Raw genomic sequence first — 13,740 nt, forward strand, 5'->3', positions numbered from 1 at the left:
GGGGCCACTTTTGACCACTAATTCTGCCGGCGCCGGCTGCGCCAGCAGGCTCTTGTAGAATCGCCGCCACTCAACAACTCCGCTTGTGCCGCGTGCCGGTCGAGAGGGATGCACCTGCCGGTGCAGCAGCGAGCCCCCGCGGGCTCAACACAACGCCCAGGCACCCTGCCTGCCTGCGTTGACTGCACCGGTGCCGGGCCCCTGCGCTGCCAGCGCCGGGCCCCTCGCATCCCAGGAGTCTGCATGCCCCCTCTCTCCCTGCCCCTGCACCGCGCCCTCTGGCTGGCGCTGCTGCTGGCGTCGCCTTGTGCCAGCGCGCAGCCGGGCGCGCTGGACGCCGCCGTGCTGGCCGGCACCTGCTTCAACTGCCACGGGACCGACGGCCGCTCCACGGGCACGATCCCCAGCCTGCAGGGCCGCAGCGCCGTTGAACTGCGCCAGCGCCTGCAGGCCTTTCAGCACGGCCAGGCGCCGGATGCCACCGTGATGACGCGGCTGATGAAGGGCTACGACGACGCGCAGGTCGAGGCCCTGGCCCAGTGGTTTGCGCGCACGGGGGGCCAGCGATGAGCGGTCTGCACCACCCGACCCGCCGCGCCGTGCTGGCCGCCGCCCTGGCCCTGCCCCCCCTGGTGCAGGCCCGCGCCGCAGCCGCCCACGTGGTCGTCGTGGGCGGGGGCTTCGGCGGCGCCACGGCGGCGCGCTACCTGCGCCGCCACGCCCCCGGCGTGCGCGTGACGCTCGTGGAGCCGGCCGAGCGCTTCTACACCTGCCCGTTCTCCAACCTGGTGCTGGCAGGCCTGCGCAGCTGGGACAGCATCGGCCACGGCTACGCCGGCCTGCGCGCCGCCGGCGTGGAGGTGGTGCACGCCCGGGCCGAGGACGTGGATGCCAGCGCGCGCACGCTGCGCCTGTCCACCGGCCAGCTGATGCGCTGGGACCGCCTGGTGCTCTCGCCCGGCGTGGACATGCGCTGGGACGCCCTGGAGGGCTATGGCGAAGCCGCCGCGCAGCAGGCCCCGCACGCCTGGAAGGCCGGCGCGCACACGCTGCTGCTGCGCCGCCAGCTGCAGGCGATGGAAGACGGCGGCACCTTCGTGATGGCCATCCCGGACAACCCCTTTCGCTGCCCGCCCGGGCCGTATGAGCGGGCGGCGATGGTGGCGCACTATTTCCGGCAGCACAAGCCGCGCAGCAAGCTGCTGCTGCTGGACGCCAAGGACCATTTTTCCAAGCAGGCGCTGTTCCAGCAGGGCTGGAAGGCGCTGTACGGCGACATGATCGAGTGGGTGGGCCAGAAGGACGATGGCCAGGTGATGCGCGTGGACGCCGCCCGGCTGGAGGTGGAGACCGCCTTCGGCACGCGCCACAAGGCCGCCGTGCTGAACGTCATCCCGCCGCAAAAGGCCGGCTTCATCGCCGCGCGCGCGGGCGTGACGGACGCCAGCGGCTGGGTGCCCGTGAAGGCCGAGAGCTTCGAGTCGCGCCAGGTGGCCGGCATCTACGCCCTGGGCGACGCGACCATCGCCGCGCCCATGCCCAAATCAGGCTTCGCCGCCAACACCCATGGCAAGGTGGCCGCCGCCGCCATCGCCGCCGATCTGCTGGGCCTGCCCGCGCCCACGGCCAGCTACGCCAACACCTGCTACAGCCTGATCGGGCCGGGCTACGGCATCTCGGTGGCGGGCGTGTACCGCGCCGAGGGCGGCAAGCTGGTCGAGCCGGCGGGCTCGGGCGGCGTGAGCCCGCTGGACGCCAGCGCCGACTACCGCGCGGCGGAAGCACGCTACGGCGATGCCTGGTATGCCGCCATCACCACCGACATCTGGGGTGGATAAGTGAACATCCCCCTGTGGCGCTGCGCGCCTTCCCTCTTCTCTGACGCGCTGCGCGCTGGAAAGAGGGACACCGCCGGTGCTGCGGGGCGGCCCTTGCGCGGCGGTTGCTGGCCTGCCGCGCGCCTGCCGCAACAGTCTCGCGCGGTGCGCAGCGCAGGAGGGTACTGACATGCTGCTCTGGGCCGGCTTCCTGCTGGGCTGCGCCTTTGGCGTGGCGGCGCGGCTGGGGCGTTTTTGCCTGATGCGCGGACTGCGCGAGTGGCACGTTCGGCCCGTGCAGGGCGCACCGGCGCTGCAGGCCTTTGCCCTGGCGCTGGCCGTGGCGCTGCTGGCCTCACAGGCGCTGGCCTGGGCCGGGCTGGTGGACCTGAGCGCGGCGCAGGTCGTACGCGCGAAGTTTTCCGTGCCCGGCGTGCTGCTGGGCGGCCTGCTGTTCGGCGCCGGCATGGCGCTGGCGCGCCACTGCGGCGCGCGCGCCCTGGTGTTGCTGGCCGGCGGCAACCTGCGCGCGCTGGTGACGCTGCTGTGCCTGGGCCTGGCAGCGCAGGCCACGCTGACCGGCGTGCTGGCCCCGCTGCGCCAGACGCTGCAGGGCTGGGGCACGGTCGCCCTGACCCAGGCCACGCTGCCTGCACAATTGACCGCGCTGGGCCTGCCGGCAGGCGCCGCCACCCTGTGCGCCGCCGCAGTGCCAGCGCTGGCGCTGCTCGGCTTTGCGCTATGGCGCCCTGTGCTGCGCCGCCAGCCGGTGCAGCTGCTGTGCGCCGCCGCCATCGGCGCGCTGGTGGCGGCCGGCTGGTGGATCACCGCCCAGGTCGGCGTGGACCCGTTCGAGCCCGCGCCGCTGACCTCGCTGAGCTTCATCGGCCCGGTCGCCGAGGGGCTGCTGTTCCTGCAGCTGGCCGTGGGCCGCGCGCCCAGCCTGGGGCCGGCCATCGTGGCCGGCACGCTGGCGGGGGCGGCAGCCGCCGCGCTGCTCACCCGCAGCGCCCGCTGGGAAGGTTTTGACGGCGCCGGCCGCCTGGCCGCCGCGGCCTGCGGCGGCCTGCTGATGGGCTTCGGCGGCGTGCTGGCCGTGGGCTGCTCCATCGGCCAGTGCCTGTCCGGCCTGTCCACGCTGGCCCTGGCCAGCCTGCCCGCCTGCCTGGGCATCGCCGCGGGCGCCCTGGGCGCGCTGCGCCTGCACTCGTTTTTTTCGCCGTTCCACAAGGAGGGAGCCTCGCCATGCAACGCCGCCATTTCCTGATCACCCCGCCCGCCCTGGCCCTGGGCGCCGCGGCCGGCCCCGTGCTGGCCGCACCGGCCGTCATCTCCGCGCAGTCGCGCATCCTGCCGCTCCGCGGCAAGGGCCCGCGCATCGTCATCTGCGGCGGCGGCTGGGGCGGCCTCACGGCCGCGCGCTACCTGCGCGAGCAGATCCCCGATGCCGACGTGGTGGTGCTGGAGCGCAATGCCACCTTCTGGTCCGGCCCCATGAGCAACAAGTGGCTCATCGACATCGTGAACACCGACTTCGTGCAGCACGACATGCTGCGCCCGGCCAACAAGTACGGCTACACGCTGCTGCAGACCGAGGTGACGGGCTTCGAGCGCGACAGGAAGCTGGTGCGCACCGGCCATGGCCTGGTCGAGTACGACTACCTCATCCTGTCGGGCGGCATCCGCGACGCCTGGGATGCCTGGTTCGGCGACGACCAGCGCGCCATCGACCACGCACGCGCGCACTTCGCCAGCGCCTACATTCCCAACCAGCAGATGCTCGCGCTCAAGCAGCGCGTGAAGGACTTCCGTGGCGGCACGCTGGTCATGACGCTGCCCCCGCCGCCACACCGCTGCCCGCCCTCGCCCTACGAGCGCGCCTGCCTGATCGCCTCGCACATCAAGAAGAACAAGATCCCGGGCAAGATCGTGATCCTGGACCCCAAGCCCAAGATCGCCCCGATCGGCATGGGCTACCAGCAGGCCTTCGAGGAGCTGTACCCGGACATCATCACCCACGTGCCCAACGCGCGCGTGCAGGAGGTCGATCCGTTCAACAAGCGCATCAAGACCACGGCCGGCGAGCTGAAATTCGACGAGGCCATCCTGATGCCGCCGCACCAGGCGGCCGACATGGTCTGGCACGCCGGCCTGATCGGCAAGGACCCCGCCACGGGCAAGCCCACCGGCTGGGCCGACATGCACACGCGCCTGTTCCACGCCAACGGCGACGACCGCGTGTACTTCGTGGGCGACCTGATGGGCGCCATCTCGCCGCAGTTCGGCCACTACCCCAAGAGCGCGCACGTGGCCAACTACATCGGCCAGATCGTCGCCAAGTACATCGCCCAGCGCGTGGCGGGCCAGGAGGTCAGGGCGCTGCTGCCCGACAACCTGTGCTACATGATGGTCAACACCGAGCCGCAGGAAGAGATCTCGGTCAAGTTCGAGTACGAAGTGGACGCTACGGGACAGGTCATCCAGAACCAGATCGACATGGACGTGCGCTCGGCCGATCTGGTGAAGGAAGACTTCGCCTGGGCGCGCTCCAAGTTCTCCGATTTCCTCGCAATCTGACACACGGCATGCAACGCAGAACCCTGATTGCCGGCGCCGCACTGGCCCTGCCGGGCGCGGCGGCCCTGGCCCAGCAGAGCAAGGCGCCGCTGGCCGACGCCCTGGCACCCAACCCGGCGGCGTTCCGCAAGGCCATGGCCGACTTCACGCAGGGGCGGCCGGCCCAGGCCGAGGGCCTGTTGCTGGACGTACCCACGCTGGCCGACAACCCCGGCGCGGTGCCGGTGAAGGTCAAGGTCACCTGGCCCATCACCGAGCAGGACTGGTGCGAGGAAGTGATCGTGCTGGCCGACCTGAACCCCTCGCCGCTGGCCTGCCGGCTGCAGTTCACGGCGGCCGCCGGCACGGCCGAGGCCGCCGTGCGCGTGCGCCTGTCGCAGTCGCAGACCATCCACGCCCTGGCCCGCATGAAGAGCGGCAAGGTGCTGGCCGCCAGCCAGGCCGTCACCGTGGCCGCCAGCGGCTGCGGCATGTGACCACAAGGAGATCCGCATGAACCAGAAACCGCCCCGCGTCTGGGTCAGCAACGCCGCGCCGAAGGCGGGCGAGGTGCTGCGCGTGCGCGCCCAGATCGAGCACGCCATGGAAAGCGGCCTGCGCAGCGACGGCGCCGGCAAGATCCGCCCGCGCAACATCGTCACGCGCTTCGAGGCGCGCCTGGGGCCCGCCCTGCTGTTCGCCTGGGAGCCCGGCATCTCCGTGGCGCAGAACCCCTACATCGAGTTCACCTTCCTGGCGCGCACCAGCGGCGAACTGCAGCTGCTGTGGAAGGACGACGCGGGCCAGAGCGTCAGCGCCACCAAGGCCATCACGGTGGGCTGAAGCGCAGCCTCAGGCTTCAAGCCTCAGGCACCAAGCATCAAAACGGCCTCCAGCGCTTATGGGACAAGCGCTGGCAGCTATTGAAAAGATAGCTTAGCGGCGGAACTTGCCGCTGCTGCCGATGACGGTGAGCTCGGCGAACTCCAGGCCGGTGTGGTGGTCGCTGCGGTAGTCCAGGGCCAGGCCGCCCAGGTCGAAGCGGCCCAGGTTGTCCAGTGCCTGGTGCAAGCTGGCGCGGGTAGGCCGGGGGCCGGCGCGGCGCAGCGCCTCCACCAGCACCTTGGCGCCGGCAAAGCCCTCCAGCATGGCCGGGCTCAGGTCGTCCATGCCCTGGGCCTTGGCCAGCGTGGCGGCCTGCATGACCAGCGGATAGCTGGGGCTGGTGGGCATGACCTGGCCGACGATGATGCCCTTGGAGTCCTGGCCCAGCATCTGGATGAAGCCGTTGGAAGAGTTGTTGGACAGCGTCAGGTGCTGCCCGCCGATGCCTGCCTGCTTGAGGGCGCGCAGGCCCTCGACCACGGCCGTGCCCGAGCCGATGACCAGCACCGCTTGCGGCTCGGCCGCCTTCAGGCTGGGCAGCAGGGGCGTGAACTGGGGCTTGCTGCGGTCGAACTTGGCCACGGCCACGGGCTCCAGCCCGGCCTTCTTCAGGCCGTTGCGCGCGCCCTGCAGGCCGTCGGTGCCAAAGCTGTCGTCCACGTGCACGATGGCCACGCGCTGCAGGCCCAGGCTGGACAGGTGGGCCATGGCCCGCTCGGCCTCGCGCTGGTAGGTGGCGCGCACATGAAACAAGAAGGGCTTGACGGGCTGGTGCAGCACCATGGCGCCCGTGGAGGGCGCCACCAGCGGCACGCGGTGCTGCTCCAGCAGCGGGTAGATGGCCTCGGTGTGCGGCGTGCCGCGGGTCATGAACAGGGCCAGCACGCCCTTGTCCTCGATCAGCGTGCGGGCGTTGGCCTCGGCCTTCTTCACCTCGAAGGCGTCGTCCAGGGTGATGAGCTCGATCTTCTCGCCGTGCACGCCGCCCCGGGCGTTGACCTGGTCGAAGTGCAGCCGGGCACCGGCCATGGACTCCTTCACGGTGGCCGCCACCGGCCCCGTCACGCCCACGGTCTGGCCGATGCGGATCTGTGCCTGCGCCGCCAGCGCCACTCCCACCCCTACAGCGGCGGCCAGGGCCGCCTTCATCGTCAGTTTGAACATTGCCTGCCTGTCATTTCCAAAAAAACGCATGCCGGCGCGAGGCCGGCATGCGTTTCGGTTTGCATCCCCGGGTCAGTCCGGATGGACCGACCTCGGGATTGACTGTAGGCAACTTTTAAACAAACAGTAACTGTGGCGTTCCACAGGTGCGGCCCTGGCCGCTACAGCATGCCCAGCATGCGCGGGAACCACAGGCTCAGCTCGGGCACGTAGGTCACCACGATCAGGAAGCCCAGCATCGCCAGCAGCCACGGCCACACGGCCACGGTGAGCTCGGTGATGCCCATCTTGGTGATGCCCGAGGCGACGTACAGGTTCAGGCCCACGGGCGGGTGGCACATGCCGACCTCCATGTTGACCACCATGATGATGCCGAAGTGGATCGGGTCGATGCCCAGCTTCATGGCCACCGGGAACAGGATGGGCGCGAAGATCAGCATGATCGACGACGGCTCCATGAAGTTGCCGGCCAAGAGCAGGATGACGTTCACCGCCAGCAGGAAGGCGACCACGCCCAGGCCGTTGCCCAGCATCCAGTCGGCCAGCGCCTGCGGGATGTTCTCGTTGGTCATGATGAAGCTGAACAGCACCGCGTTGGTGATGATGTACAGCAGCATCGCGCTCATGTTGGCCGAGGACAACAGCACGCGCGGCACGTCCTTGAGCGTCAGATCCTTGTAGATGAACACGGCGACGATGAAGGCATAGACCGCGCTCATGGCGGCCGCCTCGGTGGGCGTGAAGATGCCGGCGTAGATGCCGCCCATGACCACGATGATCAGGAACAGGCCCCAGGCGGAGCGGCGAAACGCCAGCCAGCGCTCGCCCCACGAGGCTTTTGGCAGGCGCGGGTAGTTGTACTTGCGCGCGCGCCAGTAGGTCACGCCGCCCAGCACCAGCGCCAGCACCAGGCCCGGCACCACGCCGGCCATGAACAGCGCGCCCACCGAGGTGTTGGTAGCCACGGCGTACATCACCATCACGATGGACGGCGGGATCAGGATGCCTAAAGCGCCCGAGGTGGTGATGACGCCCGCGCCGAAGCGGTTGGGAAAGCCCGCCTTGACCATGGCCGGCAGCAAGATGGAGCCGATCGCCACCACCGTGGCCGGGCTGGAGCCCGACACCGCCGCGAACAGCGCGCAGGCCAGCACGCCGCCCAGGCCCAGGCCGCCATACCAGTGGCCGACCATGGCGGTGGCGAAGTTGATCATGCGCCGCGCCACGCCGCCATGCGTGAGGAAGTTGCCGGCCAGGATGAAGAACGGGATCGCCATGATCTCGAACTTCTCGATGCCGGTGAACAGCTTCAATGCCACCGATTCCAGCGGCACGTCGGTGAAGCCGAACAGGAAGGTGAGGACGGTGAGGCCCAGCGAGATGGACACCGGCATGCCGGTGAGCATCAGCGCCGCGAGGATGAAAAAGATGATGGCGGCGTTCATTTGCGGTCACCTGCGTTCTTGGGGTCGTTGCCAGGCTTGTCCTCGTCCGGGTGCAGGTTGTCCTGCAGGTTGTAGAACTCGGTGTTCTGCACCTTCTCTTCTTCCGCCGTCTCCTCCAGGCCGTCCACATGGCCGTGGTCGTGGTGCGGCAGCTCGCCGGTGCGGATGAAGCCCACCAGCACCTGCAGGAAGCGAAAGCACATCAGTCCGCTGCCCAGCGGGATGGCGCTATAGACGATCCAGGTGGGCCATTCCAGGTCGGGCGTGGTGGGGCCCTCGATGAGCTCCTCCACGTTCATGCCGGCCAGCTTGAAGAAGGCGTAGTGGGCGCCGTTGTCCCAGACGAAGGTGGCGCCCATGAGGGCCACGATGCCGGTGAACAGCGCGCCCGCGCCCATGCCGAAGATGATGAACTTGCCGCGCGTGTCCTTGCCCATGCGGTTGATGAACACGTCCACGCCCACGTGGATGCCGGTGCGCACGCCGTAGGCCGCGCCGAACTTGGCCATCCACACGAACATGATGATGGTCAGCTCCTGCGCCCAGGTCATGTTGATGGACAGCAGCCAGTCCTGCAGCCCCGGAATGGCATAGCCCGCCGTGTAGCGGTGCAGGACGGCAACGAAGACGATGAGCGTGGCAGCGCCCATCAGGAAGGTGATCAGCCACTCTTCCAGGTGATCGAGGATTTTCATCATGGGATGGTTCTCCGCAGAGAAGGTCGGTGCGCGGTGCGGCTTGCACGGCGAGGGCGCCCGCCTGGGCGCCCTCTTTGCCGGGGTGCTGCGCTGCGCCCCGGCGGTCTCTTTTCAGCTCGGTCCGAAAGGGCTCAGAGCTTCTTGGGATCGAACCCGGTGGCCTTGTACACGTCCTGGATGATTTCCTTGCCGATGCGGCTGGACATCTTCTCGTGCACCGGCACCAGCGCCTTCTTCAGCGCCGCGCGCTCTTCGGCGGTGGGCGTGTAGATGGTGGTCTTGCCGCTGGCCTTCACCGCCTCCAGGGCGCGGTCGTTCTCGTCCTGCGCGATCTGGTTGGCGTAGGCCGTGGCCTGGCGCATGGCGTCTTCCAGCTGGCCGCGCACGTCGGCGGGCAGGCCGTCCCAGAACTTCTTGTTGACGATGACCGCATAGCCCAGGTAGCCGTGCTTGGTCAGGCTGACGTGCTTTTGCACCTCGTGCATCTTCTGGGTGTAGAAGTTGGACGGCGGGTTCTCGGTGGCGTCCACCACGCCGGTCTGCAGCGCCTGGTAGGTCTCGCCAAAGGCGATCACCTGGGGAATGCCGCCCAGCGCGCGGATTTCTTCTTCCAGCACCTTGGAGGACTGGATGCGGTATTTGAGGCCCTTGTAGTCGGCCACGGCGTGCAGCGGCCGGTTGGCCGAGAAGTCCTTGAAGCCGTTGTCCCAGAAGGCCAGGCCGGTGATGCCGCGCGTCTGCAGCTTCTTCATCAGCTTGGCGCCCACGTCGCCAGTGGTGATCTTGTGCAGCTCATCGCGGTTGTCAAACATGAAGGGCAGGTCGAAGACCTCGAACTCCTTCACGCCCAGCGGGCCGAACTTGGCCAGCGACGGAGCGAGCATCTGCACCGAGCCCAGCTGCAGCGCCTCCATCTCTTCCTTGTCCTTGTACAGGGCGCTGTTGGCATAGACCTCGACCTTGACCTTGCCCTGCGTCAGCTCGCCGGCCTTCTTGGCGAAGAACTCGGCGGCCTTGCCCTTGGGCGTGTCCTGGGCCACGACGTGGCTGAACTTGATGACCGTTTGTGCCTGGGCAAAGGTGGCGCCGAAGGCCAGCAGGGCGCCGGCGAGGATGCTTTTCACGGGAAAACGCATGACAGTCTCCTTGTAGATGGGTTCACGACGCTGCGCACTTTAGAGAACGCGCTTACGCGCTGTAACTGTGGTGTTCCACAGCTAGGGACAACCCGTACGTAGCAACCCGCAACGTCAGGCCGCAGCGGCCGCAGCGCCGCGCATGCGCCGCAGCCAGTCCGCGCCGATGCGCGCGGCCAGCGCTTCATGCACGCCGCGCGTGGCGTGGCGCAGGCGCTGGCGCTGCACCGCATCCAGCGCGTGGATGCGGGTGGCGCCGCTGGCACGCAGCGCGGCCAGGGCTTCGTCGTTTTCCTGCTGGGCGATGGCATTGCCCCAGGCCAGCGACTCGGCCAGGGCCTGCTCGACCACGGCGCGGTCGGCCGGCTCCAGGTACTGCCAGAACTGCTGGTGCACCACGATGGCGTAGCCCAGGTAGCCGTGCGCCGTCAGGCTCAGGTCGGTCTGCGCCTGGTGCATGCGCTGGGTCCAGAAGTTGGAGACCGGGTTTTCCGTGCCGTCCACCACGCCCGCGGCCAGCGCGCGGTGCGTCTCGCCGAACGTCAGCACCACCGGCTTGGCGCCCAGCGCACGCATCTGGTGCGCGATCACGCGCGAGGACTGGATGCGCACGCGCAGGCCGACGAAATCCGCGGGCGCCAGCAGCGGGCGGTTGGCGCTCATGTGCTTGAAGCCGTTGTCCAGGTAGCCCAGGCCCAGCAGGCGCTGGCGCGACAGCAGGTCCAGCAGCTCGCGCCCCACCGCGCCCTGCATGGTGCGGTGCACCTGCGCGGTGGCGTCGAACATGAAAGGCAGGTCGAACAGTTCGAACTCGGGAAAGCCGATGGGCCCGAACTTGGACAGCGAGGGCGCCAGCATGTCCACCGCGCCCAGCTGCAGCGCCTGCATCTCGTCCTCGTCGCCGTACAGCAGCGAGTTGGGGTAGATCAGCACCTCGATCTCGCCCTGGCTGAGCACCCGCACGCGCTCGCGAAAGTGCTCCAGCGCCAGGCCCTTGGGCGTCTGGCGCGCCACCACGTGCGACAGGCGGATGGTCACGCGCGCGCGCTGCGCCGCCCGCGCCACATCTGCACCCGCACCCGCACCCGCACCCGCACCCGCACCCGGCAGGACCGCCAGGCCGAGGGCCTGCGCGAACCGGCGGCGTGAGAGCCTGTTGCGGGGTGCGGCGCACATGGCCGGTATTATCGCCAGCGCCTTTTCCCTGCCCTGCCCTTCCCTGCTGCCGCGCCCCGCACTGCGCCGTGCCTCCACCCACGCCCCCGCCCGCCGACGACTTCACCCTGCTGCACGCCAGCACGCGCAGCCTGCCCGACCGCAGCCGCTGGACGGTGCTGTGGATGATGGGCCTGGCCGTGCTCATCGTGGCCGCCGTGGTGGCTCTGGTCTGGTACCTGAACCGCTTCGAGAGCGAAGAGGAGGAGCGCCGCCGCGGCGCCGACGCCCAGTGGCTGGAGCAAAGCGTGCAGTTTCACTTTCGCCGGCTGGAGGACGACGTGGCCCAGCAGGCCCGCCAGGCCGCGCTGGACGGCCCGCTCGCCTGGAGCGGCCGCACCCGCCCGGGCGACGCCGACAGCGACCTGCCCGCCGGCCTGTTGCAGCGCGCCGAGGGCGTGGTGCTGGCCCAGGCCTGGCTGACCGAGCAGGGCCCGGGCGGCGGCGACGTGGCCGCCTGGTACGAAGACGTGGCGCGCCACGAGGACAACCGGCAGGCCCTGCAGACGCTGCAGGACATCGTGCGCGGCCTGCGCCGCGCCAGCTACGCCGGCCCCATGCGAACGGCCGAGGGCGAGGCCACCGACCGTGTCTGGCTGGCCGTGCCCTACTTCGACGGCACGCGGCTGGTGGGCATGTACGCCGTGCAGCTGGCCATGCGCCAGGCCGTGGACGCGCTGCTGCCGCCGTGGTTTCTGCAAAAGCAGACCGTGCGCCTGGTGGTGGACGGCGCGCCCGCGGCCCCCGCCACCGAGCTGGCCCCGCCCTACCGCACCGTCATGAACCTGCCCGGCACCGACCTGCTGCTGGAGGTCGTGCCGCAGGGTGCGCGCACCTCGCCCGTGCCGCGCATCTTCTTTCTGGTGGCGCTCCTGTTCCTGCTGGGCATGCTGGCGGCGCTGGCGGCGCTGCGGCGCGACTTCGGCAAGCGCCAGCAGGTGCAGCAGCGCCTGCAGGCCGAGGTGGCGCTGCGCACCGCCATGGAGGGCTCGGTCACCATCGGCATGCGCGCCTGGGACATGGGCGGCCGCATCCTGTATGTAAACGACGCCTTCTGCGCCATGCTGGGCTACAGCAGCGAGGAGCTGCGCGGCACGCGCGCACCGCTGCCCTACTGGCCGCCCGAGCAGGCCGAGCGCCTGGCCGCGCTGCACCAGAGCGTGATCCGCCAGGGCACGCAGCCCGAGGGCATCGAGGTGCAGTTTCGCCACAAGAGCGGCCACCTGGTGGACGTGCTGATCCACGAGGCGCCCCTGACCACCGCCGACGGCACCCAGCTGGGCTGGATGAGCTCCATCCTGGACATCAGCGAGCGCAAGCGCGCCCAGCAGCTGGCCGCCTCGCAGCAGGAAAAGCTCGAAGCCTCGGCCCGCTTGGTGGCCGTGGGCGAGGTGGCCTCCACCCTGGCGCACGAGCTCAACCAGCCGCTGGGCGCCCTGTCCAGCTTCGCCAGCGGCCTGCTCAACCGGCTGGAGCGCGGCACCATCACCGAGTCCGAACTGCAGGCCGTGGTGCGCCGCATGGCGGCGCTGGCCGAACGCGCCGGCGGCGTGACCCAGCGCGTGAACGCCTTTGCGCGCCGGCGCGAGCTCAACCTCAAGCGCCTGGACCTGGTGCCCCTGGTGCGCCGCGCCGCCGCCGCCACCCAGGAGACCCACGGCGCCGCCCTGCAACTGCAGCTGCAGGGCGAGCCGGCCTGGGTGCGGGGCGATGCGCTGCTGCTGGAGCACCTGGTGCACAACCTGTGCGGCAACGCGCTGGACTGGGCGCGCCGCGCGGGCCAGACACCGCAGGTGCAGGTGCGCCTGCAGCCCTGCCCCGGTGCCCCCGGCTACCTGTGCCTGGCCGTGGCCGACAACGGCCCCGGCGTGCCCGAGGAAGCCCAGGCGCGCATCTTCGACGCCTTCTTCAGCACCAAGGAAGGCGGCATGGGCATGGGCCTGGCCATCTGCCGCTCCATCGCCGAGGCGCACCACGGGCGTATCCTGGTGGGCCGGGACGCGCTGCTGGGCGGCGCCCTCTTCACCGCCGAGCTGCCCCTGGCGGCAGCTTCTGCCCCTTCTTCCTTCTCCGCATGACCTCCGAGCCCCTGCGCGCCGTGGACATCCACATCGTTGACGACGACGCCGACGTGCGCGACGGCCTGGCCTGGCTGTTCGACTCGCGCGGCTGGCAGGCGCGCACCTGGGCCGGCGGCGAAGCGCTGCTGGCCGCCGCCCGCCAGCGCCAGGCCAGCGGCGACTGGGGCCTGGCCGTGGTGCTGCTGGACGTGCGCATGCAGCCGCTGTCCGGGCCGCTCACGTTCGAGCAGCTCAAGACGCTGGGCTGCCCCTGGCCGGTGCTGTTTCTGACCGGTCATGGCGACGTGGGCACGGCCGTGGATGCGGTCAAGAACGGCGCCTGGGACTTTCTGGAAAAGCCCTTTCAGGACAACATGCTGGTGGACCGCGTGGAGCAGGCCATGCAGGCCGCCCTGCACGTCAGCCAGGCCGAGCGCGAGGCCGGGCGCCTGCGCCACGCACTGGCCTCGCTGAGCCCGCGTGAACGCGAGGTGCTCGACGAACTGCTGCGCGGGCACTACAACAAGAACATCGCCGAGCACCTGGGCATCACCGCCCGCACGGTGGAGTTCCACCGCGCCAACATCTTCGAGAAGATGGGCGTGGAGTCAGCCATCGAGCTGGCGCACAAGCTGGGGCGGCTGGCGCCCTGGGGCGAGGGGCGCTGAGGCACTCCTGAAACAGGAGCTGCTGGCGCTTGCTGCACAAGGGCTGAAGGCCTTTTTGGCTCCTATTTTCCGGCAGGCAGCGCAGGGCCTTTGCCT

At 69.9% G+C, this 13,740-nt stretch carries 13 protein-coding genes; 8 read left to right on the top strand and 5 right to left on the bottom strand.

The genetic code is table 11. From position 1 onward, the window contains the following. Positions 1–243 precede the first annotated feature (243 nt). From C7H73_RS12950 to C7H73_RS12975, 6 genes are all read left to right on the top strand, one after another. Positions 244–570 (top strand): c-type cytochrome, encoded by a 327-nt coding sequence (locus tag C7H73_RS12950; RefSeq protein WP_106847024.1) that lies wholly within the window; start codon positions 244–246, stop codon positions 568–570. Continuing rightward, positions 567–1,838: an NAD(P)/FAD-dependent oxidoreductase gene (locus C7H73_RS12955; RefSeq protein ID WP_106847025.1), complete on the top strand. Its 1,272-nt coding sequence runs from the start codon at positions 567–569 to the stop codon at positions 1,836–1,838. Before C7H73_RS12950 ends, C7H73_RS12955 begins: the two co-directional genes overlap by 4 nt. Before the next feature lie 169 nt (positions 1,839–2,007). Then, a complete protein-coding gene (locus C7H73_RS12960; RefSeq protein ID WP_106847026.1) occupies positions 2,008–3,084 on the top strand; it encodes a YeeE/YedE thiosulfate transporter family protein in 1,077 nt (358 codons plus the stop codon). Then, positions 3,063–4,394, top strand: a complete 1,332-nt coding sequence (locus C7H73_RS12965; RefSeq protein ID WP_106847027.1) for an FAD-dependent oxidoreductase — start codon at positions 3,063–3,065, stop codon at positions 4,392–4,394. The genes C7H73_RS12960 and C7H73_RS12965 overlap by 22 nt, the downstream gene beginning before the upstream one ends. A gap of 8 nt (positions 4,395–4,402) precedes the next feature. After that, positions 4,403–4,870, top strand: a complete 468-nt coding sequence (locus C7H73_RS12970) for a thiosulfate oxidation carrier protein SoxY (RefSeq protein ID WP_106847028.1) — start codon at positions 4,403–4,405, stop codon at positions 4,868–4,870. A 16-nt stretch (positions 4,871–4,886) separates the two neighbouring features. Then, a complete protein-coding gene (locus C7H73_RS12975; RefSeq protein ID WP_106847029.1) occupies positions 4,887–5,216 on the top strand; it encodes a thiosulfate oxidation carrier complex protein SoxZ in 330 nt (109 codons plus the stop codon). Positions 5,217–5,309: 93 nt separating this feature from the next. Here C7H73_RS12975 and C7H73_RS12980 read toward each other — a convergent pair whose 3' ends face one another. The 5 genes from C7H73_RS12980 to C7H73_RS13000 form a co-directional block, all read right to left on the bottom strand. Beyond that, positions 5,310–6,422, bottom strand: coding sequence for an ABC transporter substrate-binding protein (locus C7H73_RS12980; protein WP_106847030.1), 1,113 nt, complete (start codon positions 6,420–6,422; stop codon positions 5,310–5,312). Between the two features lie 161 nt (positions 6,423–6,583). Beyond that, entirely contained in the window at positions 6,584–7,867 is a 1,284-nt protein-coding gene (locus C7H73_RS12985; protein WP_106847031.1) for a TRAP transporter large permease, read from the bottom strand. Further along, entirely contained in the window at positions 7,864–8,562 is a 699-nt protein-coding gene (locus C7H73_RS12990; RefSeq protein WP_106847678.1) for a TRAP transporter small permease, read from the bottom strand. The genes C7H73_RS12985 and C7H73_RS12990 overlap by 4 nt, the downstream gene beginning before the upstream one ends. Before the next feature lie 134 nt (positions 8,563–8,696). After that, entirely contained in the window at positions 8,697–9,701 is a 1,005-nt protein-coding gene (locus tag C7H73_RS12995) for a TRAP transporter substrate-binding protein (protein WP_106847032.1), read from the bottom strand. Positions 9,702–9,815: 114 nt separating this feature from the next. Beyond that, positions 9,816–10,877, bottom strand: coding sequence for a DctP family TRAP transporter solute-binding subunit (locus C7H73_RS13000; RefSeq protein WP_106847033.1), 1,062 nt, complete (start codon positions 10,875–10,877; stop codon positions 9,816–9,818). A 68-nt stretch (positions 10,878–10,945) separates the two neighbouring features. Here C7H73_RS13000 and C7H73_RS13005 point away from each other — a divergent pair, with 68 nt between their 5' ends. Continuing rightward, complete coding sequence (locus C7H73_RS13005) at positions 10,946–12,994, top strand: PAS domain-containing sensor histidine kinase (protein ID WP_106847034.1); 2,049 nt, start codon at positions 10,946–10,948, stop codon at positions 12,992–12,994. Next, positions 12,991–13,644, top strand: a complete 654-nt coding sequence (locus C7H73_RS15910; protein WP_106847035.1) for a response regulator transcription factor — start codon at positions 12,991–12,993, stop codon at positions 13,642–13,644. Before C7H73_RS13005 ends, C7H73_RS15910 begins: the two co-directional genes overlap by 4 nt. Positions 13,645–13,740: the final 96 nt, after the last annotated feature.

The sequence above is a fragment of the Pulveribacter suum genome (assembly GCF_003013695.1).
In the GTDB taxonomy this organism is placed as follows: domain Bacteria; phylum Pseudomonadota; class Gammaproteobacteria; order Burkholderiales; family Burkholderiaceae_C; genus Melaminivora; species Melaminivora suum.

Coding starts and splice junctions, on each gene's coding strand:
- C7H73_RS12950 (WP_106847024.1), top strand. CDS start 244: ATGCCCCCTCTCTCCCTGCCCCTGCACCGCGCCCTCTGGCTGGCGCTG.
- C7H73_RS12955 (WP_106847025.1), top strand. CDS start 567: ATGAGCGGTCTGCACCACCCGACCCGCCGCGCCGTGCTGGCCGCCGCC.
- C7H73_RS12960 (WP_106847026.1), top strand. CDS start 2,008: ATGCTGCTCTGGGCCGGCTTCCTGCTGGGCTGCGCCTTTGGCGTGGCG.
- C7H73_RS12965 (WP_106847027.1), top strand. CDS start 3,063: ATGCAACGCCGCCATTTCCTGATCACCCCGCCCGCCCTGGCCCTGGGC.
- C7H73_RS12970 (WP_106847028.1), top strand. CDS start 4,403: ATGCAACGCAGAACCCTGATTGCCGGCGCCGCACTGGCCCTGCCGGGC.
- C7H73_RS12975 (WP_106847029.1), top strand. CDS start 4,887: ATGAACCAGAAACCGCCCCGCGTCTGGGTCAGCAACGCCGCGCCGAAG.
- C7H73_RS12980 (WP_106847030.1), bottom strand. CDS start 6,422: ATGTTCAAACTGACGATGAAGGCGGCCCTGGCCGCCGCTGTAGGGGTG.
- C7H73_RS12985 (WP_106847031.1), bottom strand. CDS start 7,867: ATGAACGCCGCCATCATCTTTTTCATCCTCGCGGCGCTGATGCTCACC.
- C7H73_RS12990 (WP_106847678.1), bottom strand. CDS start 8,562: ATGAAAATCCTCGATCACCTGGAAGAGTGGCTGATCACCTTCCTGATG.
- C7H73_RS12995 (WP_106847032.1), bottom strand. CDS start 9,701: ATGCGTTTTCCCGTGAAAAGCATCCTCGCCGGCGCCCTGCTGGCCTTC.
- C7H73_RS13000 (WP_106847033.1), bottom strand. CDS start 10,877: ATGTGCGCCGCACCCCGCAACAGGCTCTCACGCCGCCGGTTCGCGCAG.
- C7H73_RS15910 (WP_106847035.1), top strand. CDS start 12,991: ATGACCTCCGAGCCCCTGCGCGCCGTGGACATCCACATCGTTGACGAC.